14 protein-coding genes are annotated in these 15,986 nt (G+C 33.1%); 5 read left to right on the top strand and 9 right to left on the bottom strand.

Annotation, left to right across the window (positions count from 1 at the left end; all coding sequences use genetic code 11):
* Positions 1-33 precede the first annotated feature (33 nt).
* Together V6C74_RS00370 and V6C74_RS00365 are read left to right on the top strand one after the other, a co-directional pair.
* Positions 34-2,688, top strand: coding sequence for a sensor histidine kinase KdpD (locus tag V6C74_RS00370; RefSeq protein ID WP_016898477.1), 2,655 nt, complete (start codon positions 34-36; stop codon positions 2,686-2,688).
* 4 nt (positions 2,689-2,692) lie between these two features.
* Positions 2,693-3,394: a response regulator transcription factor gene (locus tag V6C74_RS00365; protein ID WP_016898476.1), complete on the top strand. Its 702-nt coding sequence runs from the start codon at positions 2,693-2,695 to the stop codon at positions 3,392-3,394.
* Between the two features lie 101 nt (positions 3,395-3,495).
* Here V6C74_RS00365 and V6C74_RS00360 read toward each other — a convergent pair whose 3' ends face one another.
* The 4 genes from V6C74_RS00360 to V6C74_RS00345 all read right to left on the bottom strand — a co-directional run bounded on the left by V6C74_RS00360 (position 3,496) and on the right by V6C74_RS00345 (position 6,887).
* Positions 3,496-4,608, bottom strand: coding sequence for a zinc-binding alcohol dehydrogenase family protein (locus V6C74_RS00360; RefSeq protein ID WP_016898475.1), 1,113 nt, complete (start codon positions 4,606-4,608; stop codon positions 3,496-3,498).
* 95 nt (positions 4,609-4,703) lie between these two features.
* Positions 4,704-5,582 (bottom strand): T3SS effector HopA1 family protein, encoded by an 879-nt coding sequence (locus V6C74_RS00355; RefSeq protein ID WP_016898474.1) that lies wholly within the window; start codon positions 5,580-5,582, stop codon positions 4,704-4,706.
* 15 nt (positions 5,583-5,597) lie between these two features.
* A complete protein-coding gene (locus V6C74_RS00350; protein WP_016898473.1) occupies positions 5,598-6,551 on the bottom strand; it encodes a phosphotransferase in 954 nt (317 codons plus the stop codon).
* Between the two features lie 186 nt (positions 6,552-6,737).
* Complete coding sequence (locus V6C74_RS00345) at positions 6,738-6,887, bottom strand: hypothetical protein (RefSeq protein WP_002454314.1); 150 nt, start codon at positions 6,885-6,887, stop codon at positions 6,738-6,740.
* Positions 6,888-7,215: 328 nt separating this feature from the next.
* On the opposite strand from V6C74_RS00345, the gene V6C74_RS00340 reads away from it, so the two are divergent.
* Positions 7,216-8,136, top strand: a complete 921-nt coding sequence (locus tag V6C74_RS00340; RefSeq protein ID WP_016898472.1) for a hypothetical protein — start codon at positions 7,216-7,218, stop codon at positions 8,134-8,136.
* Positions 8,137-8,288: 152 nt separating this feature from the next.
* Here the strand turns inward: V6C74_RS00340 and V6C74_RS00335 are convergent, their stop codons facing one another.
* The 3 genes from V6C74_RS00335 to V6C74_RS00325 form a co-directional block, all read right to left on the bottom strand.
* Complete coding sequence (locus tag V6C74_RS00335; RefSeq protein WP_103175502.1) at positions 8,289-9,758, bottom strand: trypsin-like peptidase domain-containing protein; 1,470 nt, start codon at positions 9,756-9,758, stop codon at positions 8,289-8,291.
* A gap of 336 nt (positions 9,759-10,094) precedes the next feature.
* Positions 10,095-10,760 (bottom strand): ABC transporter ATP-binding protein, encoded by a 666-nt coding sequence (locus tag V6C74_RS00330; RefSeq protein WP_016898470.1) that lies wholly within the window; start codon positions 10,758-10,760, stop codon positions 10,095-10,097.
* Between the two features lie 12 nt (positions 10,761-10,772).
* On the bottom strand, positions 10,773-11,822 hold the full coding sequence (locus tag V6C74_RS00325; RefSeq protein WP_016898469.1) for an FtsX-like permease family protein: 1,050 nt from the start codon (positions 11,820-11,822) through the stop codon (positions 10,773-10,775).
* Positions 11,823-12,131: 309 nt separating this feature from the next.
* Between V6C74_RS00325 and V6C74_RS00320 the strand changes: the two genes are divergently transcribed.
* Together V6C74_RS00320 and V6C74_RS00315 are read left to right on the top strand one after the other, a co-directional pair.
* The gene (locus V6C74_RS00320) at positions 12,132-13,109 is read left to right on the top strand and encodes a tRNA-dihydrouridine synthase (RefSeq protein WP_016898468.1); all 978 of its coding nucleotides are present in this window, start codon (positions 12,132-12,134) and stop codon (positions 13,107-13,109) included.
* 218 nt (positions 13,110-13,327) lie between these two features.
* Complete coding sequence (locus V6C74_RS00315; RefSeq protein ID WP_016898467.1) at positions 13,328-13,822, top strand: isoprenylcysteine carboxyl methyltransferase family protein; 495 nt, start codon at positions 13,328-13,330, stop codon at positions 13,820-13,822.
* 266 nt (positions 13,823-14,088) lie between these two features.
* Here the strand turns inward: V6C74_RS00315 and V6C74_RS00310 are convergent, their stop codons facing one another.
* Positions 14,089-14,607, bottom strand: coding sequence for a dihydrofolate reductase family protein (locus tag V6C74_RS00310; RefSeq protein ID WP_103175464.1), 519 nt, complete (start codon positions 14,605-14,607; stop codon positions 14,089-14,091).
* A gap of 258 nt (positions 14,608-14,865) precedes the next feature.
* Positions 14,866-15,846: a sphingomyelin phosphodiesterase gene (gene sph, locus V6C74_RS00305; RefSeq protein WP_029625740.1), complete on the bottom strand. Its 981-nt coding sequence runs from the start codon at positions 15,844-15,846 to the stop codon at positions 14,866-14,868.
* Between the last annotated feature and the right edge of the window lie 140 nt (positions 15,847-15,986).

The raw sequence follows: 15,986 nt of genomic DNA, 5'->3' as shown, positions 1-15,986 counted from the left end.
CTTAATTAATATGTAATTAAGAGGTGGTGGCATATGGAAAGTTCACATAGAAGCAGAGGTAAACTCACCATTTATTTAGGCTATAGCCCTGGTGTTGGAAAGACGTATGAAATGCTATCGAACGGTATCGATCTTTATAAAGAAGGTGTAGATATTAAGATTGGCTATATTGAGCCACATCAACGTCCTGAGACAAGTGCGCTCGCTAAACAACTACCAGAAATTAAGACATCTAGCCGAAAATTTGGGAGTCATCTCTTTCATTTTATCGACGTGAATCAAATTGTTGAGGCACATCCAGATGTTGTGCTTATCGATGAGTTAGCTCATACGAATATCTCAAAAACACGACATTTAAAACGTTACATGGATATTGAAGAAATTCTTTCTCATGGTATTGATGTTTGGACGACACTTAACATTCAACACATTGAAAGTTTGAGCGGACAAATAGCGTTGATGACAGGTATCCAAGTGTCAGAACGTGTTCCGGATCAATTTATAATGTCTGCTGATGCTTACGAAGTCGTTGATATTTCGCCGAATATGTTAATTCAACGTCTCAAAGCTGGAAAGGTTTATAAAAAAGAACGTTTGGATACTGCTTTTTCCAATTTTTTCACCTATGAGAATCTGACAGAGTTACGTGAACTTACGCTAAGAACTGTTGCGGATATTATGAGTCAAAAAGAGCAACAGTATAAAACGAAGCATACGGATGTTACGCCTCATATTGCAGTAGCTGTAAGTGGAAGTATTTATAATGAACGCGTGATTCGTGAAGCAAGACGCGCTGCGTATAAAGAGCATGCAAAGTTTACCGCTATTTATATCGACACCTTTGAAACACGTTCTGAAAGTCGTGCACAAGATCACTATGTTCATAAAAATTTGATGCTTGCCAAATCACTTGGTGCTGAGATTAAGGTGTTATATGCACAAGATATTGCGAAGACCTTGATTGATTGGTGCGACAATTCATTTGTGACTAAATTGGTGCTCGGCCAGTCTGAACAACCACCTTGGAAAGAGTATTTTAAGAAGTCATTAATTGAACAGATTAATCATACTACGCATCACTTTAAATTAGAGATTGTTCCGATACATCAGATTTATTCGGATAAACAAAATCGTGACCGTAGTAGTCGTAAAAGAGATAACAAACCATATCAACTCACGTTATCAGTCGATATCGTTAAAATGTTAACTATTCAAATCGTGTGCGTGTTATTAGGAATGTGGATTTATAAGATGGATAAGAATGAGTCTAGTGCCATCATTCTTTTAATGTTCTTTATTGGTATTATCGTGCTCTCCATTTGGACGCAGTCGTATTTAATTGGTTTCTTCGCGTCGATATTAAACGTCTTCGTCTTTAACTATTTCTTTACTGTGCCGAGGTTTACGCTTGAAATGTATCGCTTTGAATATCCCATCACTTTTGTGACGAGCATATTTGCTAGCATTTTCACGAGTGGCATATTAAAAAATTTAAAATATCAACACTCTTTAACCGAACGGCAGTTATATCGTACGGATATTATGTTACAATTTAATCAATCGATTAAGGAATCATATTCGACTATGAAGCTGCTGAGAGTGGCCGGGGGTCAAATTCATCAATTATTGAAGCAGGACGTTACCGTATTTCAAATCGAAGCTAAGAAGGTGGTGCAGTCCGCGTCGTTCGGTGTTAGCGCGAGTGTGCATAACCAAGGGACTGAGGATGCTGAAACGCTGAGTTGGGTAATAGAGAACGAAAGACGTGCGGGTAGACTCACCGATACCTTCCCAGGTAGTAAATTTCTATGCATTCCTATTGGTACAAGACCAGTAAAGGGTATCATTTCGATTCAGTTTACAGATGAGGACTACATCGATACATACGACAATTCTATCTTAGATTCCATGTTAAACGATCTAACCCTTGCCGTTGAAAATGTCGCCCTACTCAAACAAACAAGACAGTCGATGGTGATAGCCGAAAGAGAAGCAACTAGATCAAACTTCTTGCACTCTATTTCACATGATATTAGAACGCCATTAACATCCATTATCGGTAACTTAGATGTAGTGAAGTATCATAATGATGGCTTAGATAAAAATGAACGAGCGCAATTGTTAACCGCTTCATACGAAGAGGCACAATATTTATATACGTTAGTCACAAATATCCTATCTTTAACAAAATTGGAGCGTTCTGATATTCAAATTAAGCGCACATCATACCTTGTAGAGGAGCTATTAGAAGAGTTTGAATATGGACTCGTGCGACGTCATCAAAATCATAAAGTCACTATTGAAGAGGATGGCACGTTCGCATTGGTTTATACCGACAGTAAATTAATGCTACAAGTTTTATTTAACTTGGTAGACAATGCGTTGAAACATTCTGAATCTCACTCTGTGATTACCCTACGTGTGCACGAACAAGATTCAAAGATATTATTTGAAATTATTGATAATGGTAAAGGTATACCTAAAGAAGAGCGGGATTTAATCTTCAATCCATATTATTCAGGGGATTACTTTAAAGATAATAAAAAAGATAGTTTGGGGCTCGGTTTGTATCTAGTTCAACTTATATTAAAACAGCATCACAGTAAATTAGAATATCAGCCCAATGAACCAAGTGGCAGTATATTTTATTTTTATTTAGATAAAGAACAAATAGAAATGGAAGGGTGAGATAATGAAATCTACACTTTTAGTTGTTGAAGATGATGAAGCAATTTTACATTTAATCGATGTCGCATTAACTATGAATTACTATAAAGTAATCAAAGCGAAAACAGGTAGAGAAGCAGACTTCCGCATTCGAACAGAACATCCAGATATTATATTACTCGATTTAGGATTGCCAGATATTGATGGACTTTCTTTAATTAAACGATTAAGAGAATGTGTGGATACTCCTATTATCGTTATTAGTGCACGAACGGAAGAGGAAACAATAGTTAAGGCTTTAGACTATGGCGCAAACGATTATATGACTAAACCCTTTAATATTGATGAATTACAAGCACGTATAAGAGTGGCACTTCGTGTAACGAAACGACCTGATACGATGCAGAATAACTTTGAGAACGGTCCACTAATTATTGATTTTAGTGGTAATTCTGTGTATATGATGGGACGAGCTATCCACTTAACACCCTATGAATTCCAATTATTAGAGATTTTAAGTCAGCATGTGGGTAAAGTATTAACATACCAAGTTTTATTAAAAGCACTATTTGGATACGTCAATAAGTGTGACATGTCGTCATTACGAGTTCATATGGCCTCGTTGCGGAAGAAGCTTAATAACAGTGATACGACGTATGAGGGTAATATGAAAAAGCTCATTATCACCCACCCAAGAATTGGTTATCAAATGCAACATTTGGAGTGACTGTAAAGTTTTGAATATATTAATAGCAATGTAAACGCCACAATCTTTGTTGAAGAGAATTGTGGCGTTTTTGTGGTTATCATTGCATTTATTTTCAACTTTTAATCATATAGCATTATTGCTTTGCCTAAACGTCCTCGCGTGTTATAGGTACGGTTAACAAACTCACTGCCTTCCTCAATGGAATAACTTCTATCGATGGGAACAATAAATTCATTTTCATTATAGTCTGAAATGCCCTTTTCTAAGTCTTCCCATGTTCCAATACAGTTACCTATTAATGACAGATTGTTAAGCATAACTTTTAACATAATATTTTTAAGATGATTTGGTGTATTCTTATCTTCATATTCGAAAAAGTCAGGATGCTGATTTTTAAAACCGCATGTAATGTAGCGTCCTCCTACTTTCATTTGATTGACTGCCTTTTCTAAATGCAAATCAAAATAAGGATCAAATATCACATCAAATTCACCTAAGTCTTCATCCCACTTCTGCACGTTCCTATCTATTTTATGTAATTTAGCTGGTTTAATAAGTGCTTGTTCCTCGGGCGTCCATTCAGATGTGGTCAATACTGTTGTATCGATTCCTTTACTGATTAAATTATTAATAATAAACATAGACGTATTAGATCGACCGCTCAGAACTAGTGCACGTTCATTCTGCTTAAGATTTACACGTCTCACCATACTTGTTGACGTTTGACTACCTATTGAGAAGCCTGCTGCAACGGCGTTATTCATATGTTCTGGTATTTTAATGAGCTTTGATTTATGTAATCTGAGCCATCCTTTTGAAGCTTCGTTTGTTACTGCTCCAGGGGCCACTCCTGGAAAAGGAGGCTTGGGATACGCACAATTGGGAATAACACGTTGTCCGATTTCAAATTCATCAACTGAATTTCCTTTGGCCACAATTCTCCCTACAAAGTCTGAACCAAAATAATCGAACGGTGGAGCTTGAAAACTCGCATCTTCTTGCATTTTTAAAGCGGCTTTTAAAATAATAGCTTTATCTCTGTAATTACATGAAAAAGCATCAACTTTTACTAATACGAAATGTTCGTTTTCTGATGCATTTTCGTTAAAATTTGGTCGTTCTAATTCAATCAAACCACAATGAATGGATGTTCCTGCAATATTTACATCAGGTAACATCGTTACATCTTCTTCTGATACTAAATTGGTATTAATTAAAGCTAATACTTTCATAAACTGAGTCACTCCTATCAATATACGTCATACGCTTTTTTAAACTTTTGGATAGAGCATTTTCAGAATGTAGCACACGCATCTTACATCTATATTCACTTCACTACATTTTTAGACACATCATTAATATCTATCTGATTCGCAATGAATCTTTGCTTTAGTAACAATTTGAAGGATGCACCTGTAATAAAGTAGTCTTGAATAGCATCTACTATAGCGCTACAACGATGTTCACCAAAGCTCTGTTGTATATCATTGGTTTGAATAGGTTCTTCAGCTGTATAGAGATTGTAAGTTAATTGACTCGCAAGTTGAGAGCCTTCTTTAATTTTTATAGGAGACTTTTCAACGTATTTAATTAATACTTTTTCAACCCTATCTTTATCTTCACTACTATAAAACACGAGTGCGTCATTTCTAGGATAACTATCAGAGGAGGACAATATTTTAGCAGAAAAGCTCACGTTTTTTTCAACTAACTCATTAACACATTTACTCCATAACTCTATAGCATATTGAGGCTCATCTGCATAAATATAATGTCGTGTAACCTTATTTATATGTAAACCATTATTAGTATGTACGAACATAAAAAACCCAGGAGTCAAATTAGGTCTAGAACAAGGTATAACAATACTATTATCTTCAGTTATTTCCTCTTTGATTCGAAGTCCCTGTATAACATGATAAGTTTGACCGTTGAATATTTGAGTACTCGTCTCAATTCGAATCCCAGGGTCTTTAATACTACTGGCAATTTGCTGATTCAAATCATTGAATGTTTTTGATGATTGCTTGACTTGATTATTCAAATTTCCAGTATGTAACATCGAATATAGCCATTGTTTTAACTTACTTTTTTGATTTTCAAATACCTCATCATATGTTTCGTTATCTATTTTAACTTTGTTTAAATCTGTTTCAAATTCTATTTTGAGTGCTAAATCTTCTAACGTAGTCACTTTTTCTGTCATAGTACGCCCTCCTATTTATTCAAATAGTTCTATTAGATTTTCTGGAAACACTATTACTTCTCTACCTATTCCAAGTATTGCTTTATCTATGGCAGTTAAACGAAATGAAAATTTAGCTCTTCTCATAATTCTTTCCACAAGAAACCATCCGATGTTTCGAGCAATATGTATTTTATTAATCATTTTCTTAGATAAATATGTTTGATAAGCTAACTGAATTAACGGTCTGATTTGCTCAATGTAATTAAGACCTCGTTCCATAAATTGCTCTTCTATCTCCTTAGCATCTGAAGTTTCTTGCGTCGTTTCGGTAAATGTTTTTAATAAACAGTCGAAATAAATAGAACCAATCAATCCCGCTAAATCTCTACTTGGATCTCCTCTACGCAATTCTTCAAAATCTATAATCCATATGTCATCATCCGTAAATATAAACTGATCCAAACGAATATCCCCATGACAAATACAAACGTCATTATCATGAGATTGCTTCCTTACAGTTCCTACGAGTTGAGAGTCTTGTTGCAATAAACTAAACAACTCTAGTTCCGCACCCGTACAACCGGCATATTCATATTTATTTAATGCATATAACAACGATTCACGTTGCGGCAATTGATCTTCTGAATCTATGTCCACATCATTGATATCAGATAAATGTAATGTCGCTAACATATCTACAGCTTTGACAATTTTGTTTTTAAAATTTGGTGAAGGTTGTTCTAATTCTTCTAATGATTTAGCATTTTCAATCCATTGATATTTAAGTGATAAATTGCCTTCATCATGGCCAATCAACTTAGGAGAATTTAATTGTATAGCGCTCGTGCGTAGGTCTTCCCATTTCAAGCAATTATAGTATCGTCTGAGCGCATCACTTTTAGGTCCTTTAATTACTTTATGTAAATATGGCGTTGCTCCATCTTCTTCAAGACTAATCATATTGCGACCTTCTTTAACTTTTTGCATTAAAATATCTAAACCCCTTTCATGTAAATTTCAATTTTTTATTTTAAAATGTTTAAGGTATTTTTATGTAAGGATTGGTGTCATTTTAATTAGATATCAATATCTCATGTAGTCATTTCTTAATTTATATAAAAAGTTGCCACCCTATAATCTTATTAATTTAAATTTTATTACTGATTAACTGCGTTAAGCGGCACTCCAAGTAACTGTATAAGAAACGGACGCAGATATTGATGATGTACGACCATCACCTAAATCTCTTTCTTCTATTGCACTTCGTTGAATATTATTTGATGATGTGTAGTGACTATATCCGTTGATTAAAATATTTTCCATATATATTCCTCCTGATGTTATAGGGTAGCAACCGCTTTCATTATAATTCTGAAAAAGAGTAAATTCAATTTTTATATGTAAATTTACATCAAAATTATTAATATATTTATAAATAAAATAATAAAATTGTCACTAGTATAAATATATTATTAATGTTTTATAAAAATTAAGTACGTTTATTGTGAAATCAATTTTCAAAAGATCAAGATTATTACGTCAGAAGAAACTCAAATCATTTAAAATATAAAAATAATAATAAATATATAAAACAGCGTAATATTAACAACAATTTAAAAATATTGTACGATGTATAATTGAAGGGATAATTATGAAAAAGCAATTATTAGGGACTGTATTATTAAGTACATTCTTACTAGGGGCATGTTCACTCAATATCGGTACGGACGATAATCAAGGTGAAGGTAAGAAGAATAATGAGGAAAGTAGTGAACATAGTTCAAGTCAGTCTAAAGACAAACACAGAAGTGATGATAACAAGGTAGATAACCAAACAAATCAAGCTAATCAAGGACAAGCAAATGCTTCTGAAAATAATGATACTTCAAATCAAGGTAATGAAGGCAACAATAATGAAACAAATTCTGATAATCAAACTAATAATGGGACTATTTCAGAAGATGAAGCTATTCAAAATGCTAAAGAGCACTTTAAAAATTCAGCCACAAATGATGATTATCAGGTTGATTCAAACCAATCTAATAGTAAAGAATACTACATTACCTTTACAGCACATGATGCCACAGGCTTTCCAATGAAGGCTGCTACGACTGTTAATAAGCAGACAGGTCATGTTAATGGTTATATAGATAGAAGAACTAAAGCAGATAAAGAAAGACATATTAAACATGCTAATGAAAGTTCATTATATAAAGGTCCGAATAGTAATAATAGAAAAATTTTCGGTAAAGATTTAAGCCATCCAAATTACGATGATCAGAATTCGCAACAATCTCAAAATGAAAATAACCAACAGAATCAAACTAGAGCAGATCAATCACAACAAGAAACGAATAATGATGATACGAGTCAAAGTAAAGAAGGCACATCAGAAACCGAAGCTGCTCAAAATAGCGAACAAGAACAAAATCAATCAGTAAAACAAAGTCAGGATGATAATACACAAGATCAGCAACAGCAAAGTGATAACTCTGCTCAAGATACTGACAACAACCAAAATAATGATCAACAGAATAGTGTTGAAAAACCTGAATCAGTTAGCAGAGACTAATATATATTTTATAATTAAAAGAGCGTCCTCAAAGAAAATTTTCTTTGAGAACGCTCTTTGTTTTATATATATTGTGTTTTAAGTGCTTAATTATGTCCTAAAGACCTATTGATTAGTATGAGTTGTGAAAAAGTTTTCCTAACCTCTTAACATTACACGATATTATCAATGATCTCCTTACGTAATTTACCTCTGATTTCTGCCATTGTGTTTAAATGATATTTCTTATAGTCTCCTGAATCCACTCTAAACGCATGAACACCAATAATTTCGTTCTTACTATTTAAAACTGCGCCACCAGATGAGCCAGGTTCTGCCATCATTTGATAGTAGCCAATAGGATTTACATTTCGTGCAGTCATGGAATATTTACCTTTAGAATGATACATCGTACCAGCTGGATCATTTTTATATTTCCCATATGGCGTACCATAGTGATACATATGAATTGGCGTATTGGCTTTCATTGATTTAATGGTATTTTCTGATGCAATTTTACGTATTTTCATATATTTAGAAATGTCCTCATATGTGTAAACTAATGCGACATCTCCGTATTGCAACATTTGAACGCCAAATACTTGAAGTGAACGAACGACTTTGGAACCTTCTTGTAATAAGTTGATTCTCATGTTCTCAGGTTGTGCGGGTGTTAACGGTTTGTGTGCGCGCTGATCATTCACTACATGATTCGCAGTTAAAATCGTATGTCTCCCAATTGCTGTACCTGTACCATAAGTTAATTGTTTGGCTGTTGGGTTCCAATTAAATACGGTTGCGATATTAGCGTCTTTCGCTTTAGCATGCTCGATTGTAACGCCCGTATTGCCCGATTTCTTCATGATTTTCAAAGCATCATCAATACCTGATTCTTTAGTCGTTTGACCGAAATCACGAACGTTGTCCCCGCCTGGTACATTAGATGGCCAACGTTTAGGTGGCTTATTGTAGTAATTCTTTTTAGGTTGTGAATACGTTGCTTTTGATTTTACTTTTACTGTTGATATTGGTTTTACTTTTGACTTAGTTGTTGTTTTGACTGAAGTTTTGACACTCGGTTTTGTGGATTTCGTTTTTGTTACAGTTGAGGAAGTACGCTTCGATGTAGTTTTAGTAACTTTTGAAGTTGATGGTGCCTTTTTCGTTTTAGTTGCTGTTGATAACCAATGTGGTTTCTTATTAGTTGGTTTGACAGCTTTCGTTGTCTTTTGAGGTTTAACTTTCGTTGGCGAAACTTTGTGATGGATAGTTGTGTGTTTAACCGTTTTATGTTGCTTTGGTTGAGCAGTTTGCTTTGAAAATGATGTCCCCTTACGGTTGGTAACACTTAGTTTGTGGCTGTGATTTGGTACCACACGAGTTGAAGATGGTTTCGTACGTTTAACATTCTGTGACGTTGTTTGTTTTGTTGGTGTTGTAGATTTTGCCGTTGTAGTATGATTATTACTTTTATGAGTTATTTGTGTTGATTGAATGCCAATTTTAGTTTTAGGTGTTTGATTTGTATACTGTTTTGCTACTAGTTGTTTAGGCGTCTCTTTTGCCATTACAGTACTACTTTTAGTAGCAGCATCTGCCACATTGATATGTAATAAGGCAGAAAGACTAAAAATAACTAGCATCACAATTGAAGTGTAGATGAATTTTCCCAATAATTCCCCTTTATACACTGTACATGTCCCCACTTTCTCAGCGAAATAAGTATATTTTTTATATGTATATTAACTATAATGCATTAGTGAGTTTTGCACAATATAAACAACTGTTTATCAATAAAGTTTTTTACAGTTTAAATTGAAATTGCAAATAATTATAAAATACTGTTATATCAACAATCAAATTTATAATCAACACGATTCACAGAAATAAAATAAAAACCTCATCATCTAGATTTTGATTCTAAATGATGAGGTGTGTATTATAACGATTATTCCTAATTGTTTTTTATATTTTGTTATTTACTGCTCTTCTTTTAAATAGCCATCTTCCATATGATACGTTTTATCACAAAATTGTGTTAAACGTTCATCATGCGTCACAATGATACATGTTTTATGACGTTGTTTAGATTGTTCTTTAAGAATGCTCATTACCGCCATCGCATTTTCTGTATCTAATGAAGCTGTTGGTTCGTCTGCTAAAATAATCGACGGTTGGGTATAAATTGCTTTAGCAATTGCTACGCGCTGCTTTTGTCCCCCTGAGACTTCAGACGGTAATTTATTTTCTATTTCTTTCAACCCTAAATCATTTAATAATTTTTCAAATTCGTCAGCACTTAAAACTTCTTTTTTATAATTTTTCAATAAGCGAAATTGCTGTTTGATCGTTAGAAATGGCACTAGATTCGTAGATTGTAGAATAAAACCTATTTCTTTCATTCTCATTTTAGCAAGTTGTTTCTGACTCAATTGAGAAATTTGATTGTCATTAATATATATTTCCCCATGTGTAGGCGTTTGTAGTGCGCCAGCCATTGTTAGGAATGTACTTTTCCCGGAACCAGAAGGCCCTACAATGGCTATTAATTCTCCTTTATCAAAGGTCAAAGATGTTGATTTAACGGCTTCAATTATTTGGTTACCATCTTTAAATTCTTTCGATACTTGATCAAACTTCAACATTGTAGCACCTCCTTATTCGATTGCTTTGAGTGGATCAATTTTTCTGATAGATAATACCGAGAATAAACTGCCAATCAAGGACGTCAATATTAAAACAATTCCAAACACTATGAGTGTCATAATATTAAACTCAACCGGTACCGCTTTTGGTAAGACAAATCCTGTGAGTATAGTAAGAACAAGACCTTTCAATGTACCAATCAATGCTAGGATAAACGTTTGCGATAAAACCATATTCATTAAGTAGCCATTAGTGAAGCCTTGTGCTTTCAAAACGCCGAATAAGTTTTTCTTCTGTAATGTTATAACATACAAGAATACGCCAATCACTGTTGCTGAAATAATAAATAAAAATGTAATCATAAAGTTCATTGTTAAATTTTGTGGCTGATATCCAGGCAAATCTTCAATAAATTTATTAATACCTACCACTTCAAGATCTTTGTTTACATTTTTATTTTTCCAATGTTTATCTCGCACAACGATTGCATTTGTTTTATCTGTAGTTAACGTTGGATTGATTTTTTGCATCGTTTTATTATTAGTGAAAATAACAGGTGAAGCATTGTATTTAGCACTTTCTGAGACACCTACGATGCTTAATTTTTCATCGGATTGAGATAATTTAACCTTATCTCCTACTTTAAATCCTTTATCTTTGAGAGTCTGATCAATAACGACTTCATTATCTTTAGCAAATTTTTTACCCTTTACTACTTTCGGCATTAAAAATGAATCTGCTTTAATCCCAAAGAGTAGTGCGTTCTCTTCATTATTTCCATTAGAGGCGATGGCACCCATTTGTTTTAATGAGGAGGTCTCTTTAAATTTATCTTTCGTTTTAGATGTTTTGAAAATAGATTGTTGCACGGTTTGATGCGCATCTTTATTTAAAACAATAGCATCCGCTTTCCACTTTTTAATTCCTTCAGTATTCATGTTAATTAAACCATTAGCTAGGCCCGAAAGTAAAAAGAGTAAATAACTTATGAGAACTAAAATACCGATAATTAGACCAAACTTCAGCTTATTGCGTTTAATTTCATTCCATGCAAGAAACATATAATAACTCCTTTAGCTGCATTATTAATTTAGTATAGCAGTTATTAAACTATGGGAGATAATAAATGTACTTCTGAGAATTTGTAGTCATAAATAATTCAACTCAATCTAAAAAGCTAAATAACATAGCGTTTGTAATAATTTTTAAATAAAAATAATCATATACTCATTCTTTTTTAGACCACTCGTAGACTCCCTTCTAAAAAATAATAACTATTAAAATTCATTTTGTGTAAGTTCACTTTTTATGGTAATATCATCATGCATAAAAGTGTGAGATACTAATAATTAAGAAGGTTTAAATATATTATGAAAGAAAATTTTTGGAGTGAATTACCACGTCCATTTTTTATTTTGGCACCAATGGAAGACGTGACGGATATCGTCTTTCGTCATGTAGTGAGTGAAGCTGCTAGACCGGATGTGTTTTTCACTGAATTTACAAATACTGAGAGTTATTGTCACCCCGAAGGTATACACAGTGTTCGTGGACGTTTAACGTTTAGTGAAGATGAACAACCTATGGTCGCTCATATATGGGGAGATAAGCCTGAGCAATTCCGAAAAATGAGTATTGGTTTGAAAGAAATGGGCTTTAAAGGGATTGATTTAAATATGGGCTGCCCAGTAGCTAATGTTGCGAAAAAAGGTAAAGGATCTGGACTAATACTACGTCCTGAAAGAGCGGCTGAAATTATTCAAGCGACTAAAGAAGGTGGACTACCCGTAAGTGTTAAAACGCGCCTTGGTTATTACGAAATTGATGAGTGGAAAGATTGGCTTAAACACGTCTTTGAACAAAACATCGCAAACTTATCTATCCACCTTCGTACGCGTAGAGAAATGAGTAAAGTAGATGCACATTGGGAGTTAATTGAAGCAATTAAAGCGATGCGTGACGAGATTGCACCACATACTTTGTTAACGATTAATGGTGATATTCCAGATAGACAAAAAGGTCTTGAACTTGCTAATAAATATGGTGTTGATGGTGTAATGATTGGTCGAGGCATTTTCCATAATCCCTTCGCATTTGAGAAAGAGCCACGTGAACATACAAGTGAAGAATTATTAGACTTATTTAGATTACATTTATCATTGTATGAAAAGTATTCAAATGAGGAGACTCAACAATTCAAAGCTTTACGTAGATTCTTTAAAATCTACATTCGTGGCATTAAAGGCGCGAGTCAATTGCGCCATAAGTTGATGAGTACAGAAACGATAGACGAAGCACGCGAATTGCTTGATGAGTTCGAGGCTAAAAGAAATAATACAGAATCTTAATACACACTTGTCCCTTTGTTAATCATACGGTTAACAGGGGGATATTTTATTAATGATTGCTTCAAGAATGATAGACTTCTAATGATTAAACTAAAAATTAAATAATATCATTGTTCTAAAATTAATAAATAGTTAATAGTATTTCATGCGTTTCCTTTATAAAATACTGTATGTTATCCATTTAAGGTTAATATATAAAATAAAAGACGGAGGACACCATGATTTTAACTATTTTACTTATCTTTTTCTGTATCAGATTAATTAGTTTAAAGATATCTATCAATCATTCACAACAATTAATCGCTGAGGGCGCTATTGAATATGGCGTCAAGAATTCAAAATTTCTAGCAATCACTCATGTTTTAATCTACGTTTGTGCTGGTGTGGAAGCACTTATTAATAAAGATACTTTTAGTTTAGTAAATGGCATTGGTTTAATCATATTAATTTTTGCTTATATCATGTTATTTATTGTAATCAAAACTTTAGGTGGTATTTGGACATTGAAATTATTTATTTTACCAAATCATCCTATAATTAAATCTGGGTTATATAAAGTGACCAAGCACCCTAATTACTTCTTAAATATCATTCCAGAGTTAATCGGCGTATTATTATTAACACACGCTACATATTCAATGATACTATTATTACCTTATGCATATTTCTTATATGTGCGTATTAAACAAGAAGAAAAATTAATGAATATATAAGATGAAAAGCCTATAATCACGGAAATGAATAGCGCGTTTAAAATGTAACGTACACTTTCGTAATTATAGGCTTTTAACATGTTTAGTAGAGGTATGAAGGTAAAAGTTTGTGATGATACTTAATTAAAGTATGCGTAACTAATTGAAATCAAAAAACATAATTTAACATTACTGTTTGTCTTACTTCAGACAACCGTCACACTTCCCCTTTTGTAAATCATGACTCTTATAATTGAGCAGGTGCAATAATCTACTACCTTGTTTAATTAAATGATTTCATAATCTAACTCGACAAATTGATTATATTGTGTAACGTCACGTAAGTGGAGTTTTACTTTCTCATCTATTGAATTTAATAACTCAACACCTTGGGTAAGTATTGTTGGTGCTATAGTCAACTTTAACGATGTTATGATCTTCAAATTAATTAAAGTTGAAATCAACTTACCTCCACCAACAATCCATATTTTTTCATTATTATTAAATCTATTAAAAAGTTCGTCTAAGTCACCGCTATAGAATTCAATATCCCAATCAATATCTGTGACTTTCGAGGAAATTACTACTACCTTCTTACCTTGATACGGATTCTCTTCAACACCATTATTAATTAACCATCTAAAGGTACGTCCACCCATTACTACAACATCTACGCTATTATAAAAATCTGAATAGCCATTATCCCCTTCGCCTTTGACTTCTTCTAAGAACTGAACTGATTCATCTTTATCAGCTATAAAGCCGTCCACTGAGACAGCTAGATACGCACATACCTCTTTCGTCATAATCAAACTCCCTTTTTTTTATTATATATAAGTTGCTCAATCTAAATTTGAGCGTCCTCACAATCATACAATTACATTTATTATTTACTTCATACATATTAACATGTTTGGTTTATAATTCCTTTGTAAAGTTACTTTAAGAGGGCCCATACTCATGCATTGGTAATTTAAAAAAAGAGCTATATGAGAAATCAATTTTAAATTATGATTTCCATATAGCTCCTATTTTAAGTATTAATATTCAAATACATAGCAATACTAATTTGATGCATATGCAGAAAGTGGATAATGGTCTGAATAGTCATTATATTTATATGTCTTGCCCCAAGATTTCACAGACCATTCTGGTGACTTCACTTTGTGTACATAATTATGCCATGAGCTTGGTTGTGCATGGTCTTGATCTAGTAAAATATAATCTAAATGCTGTGGTTCTAATTTAGGATAGTTATATTTAGCAATGCCATTGCTTTGTGTATCCCAACTATAGGCGTTGCCATCAAATTGTGTAGGTAACGAAACGTTCAAGTTATCAGGCATTTGTTGATATTCCTCTGAACCTTTAATGACATTTAAATCACCGCCGATATATACGGGTTCATTTTTAGGAATATGTTTATCTTTGATAAATTGTTTAATTTCATCCATTTGACTTTGTCTAATTTTTTTATCTTTTCCTTTAATACAAATTGGATCTTCAGCTTGAAGGTGTGTTCCGATAATATGTTGGTATTTACCATTCTTATTAATTTTAATGTATGCGAAACCTTTATTGCCAGCTTTATCAGCGCCGCAACCCTTTTTGTAGATATGTTGTTCTTGTTCAACGATTGGCCATTTACTTACAATGCCAACGCCACCACTCACTGGTTTTACTTTTCTATAAGTACCTGAAGTCTTTTGCCAACCGTCTGTACCTTTACCAACAATAGGCGTTTGATAAGGATACTGTGATTGTAAATTTGTTAAAAGACGATTGGATGCTTTTTTATCGAATAATTCATTAAAAATAACGACGTCTTGACCTTGTATATAATCAGCTTTTGAAATTAAATCAGCGCGCTGCGATTGTCCCCAATTGGGATATAATGCTGTAGGTAAGAAGTAAACGTTATGTGTTGTGATTTTAAGACTGTCTTCAGACTTACTTTCATTAGCATAAGTAATTGTGGAAAATGCTAATAATAAACTGATTACAATTAGGAATGTAGTGATTAAACATTTGCGTGACCAGTTCAAATACCTCATTCATACACCTCATTTCGTTTGATGAAATGAGTATAACAAAAGAAATTATGTTATTTTTAAAATTTACTATAATTAAATAAAATTTTAATAAATAATTAAAAAAATAAAGACTTTGTAGTACTTTTACAAAT

Origin of the sequence: Staphylococcus capitis subsp. capitis, from assembly GCF_040739495.1 — a bacterium.
GTDB classification, from domain to species: domain Bacteria; phylum Bacillota; class Bacilli; order Staphylococcales; family Staphylococcaceae; genus Staphylococcus; species Staphylococcus capitis.
This window is presented reverse-complemented; position numbering and strand designations above follow the sequence as displayed.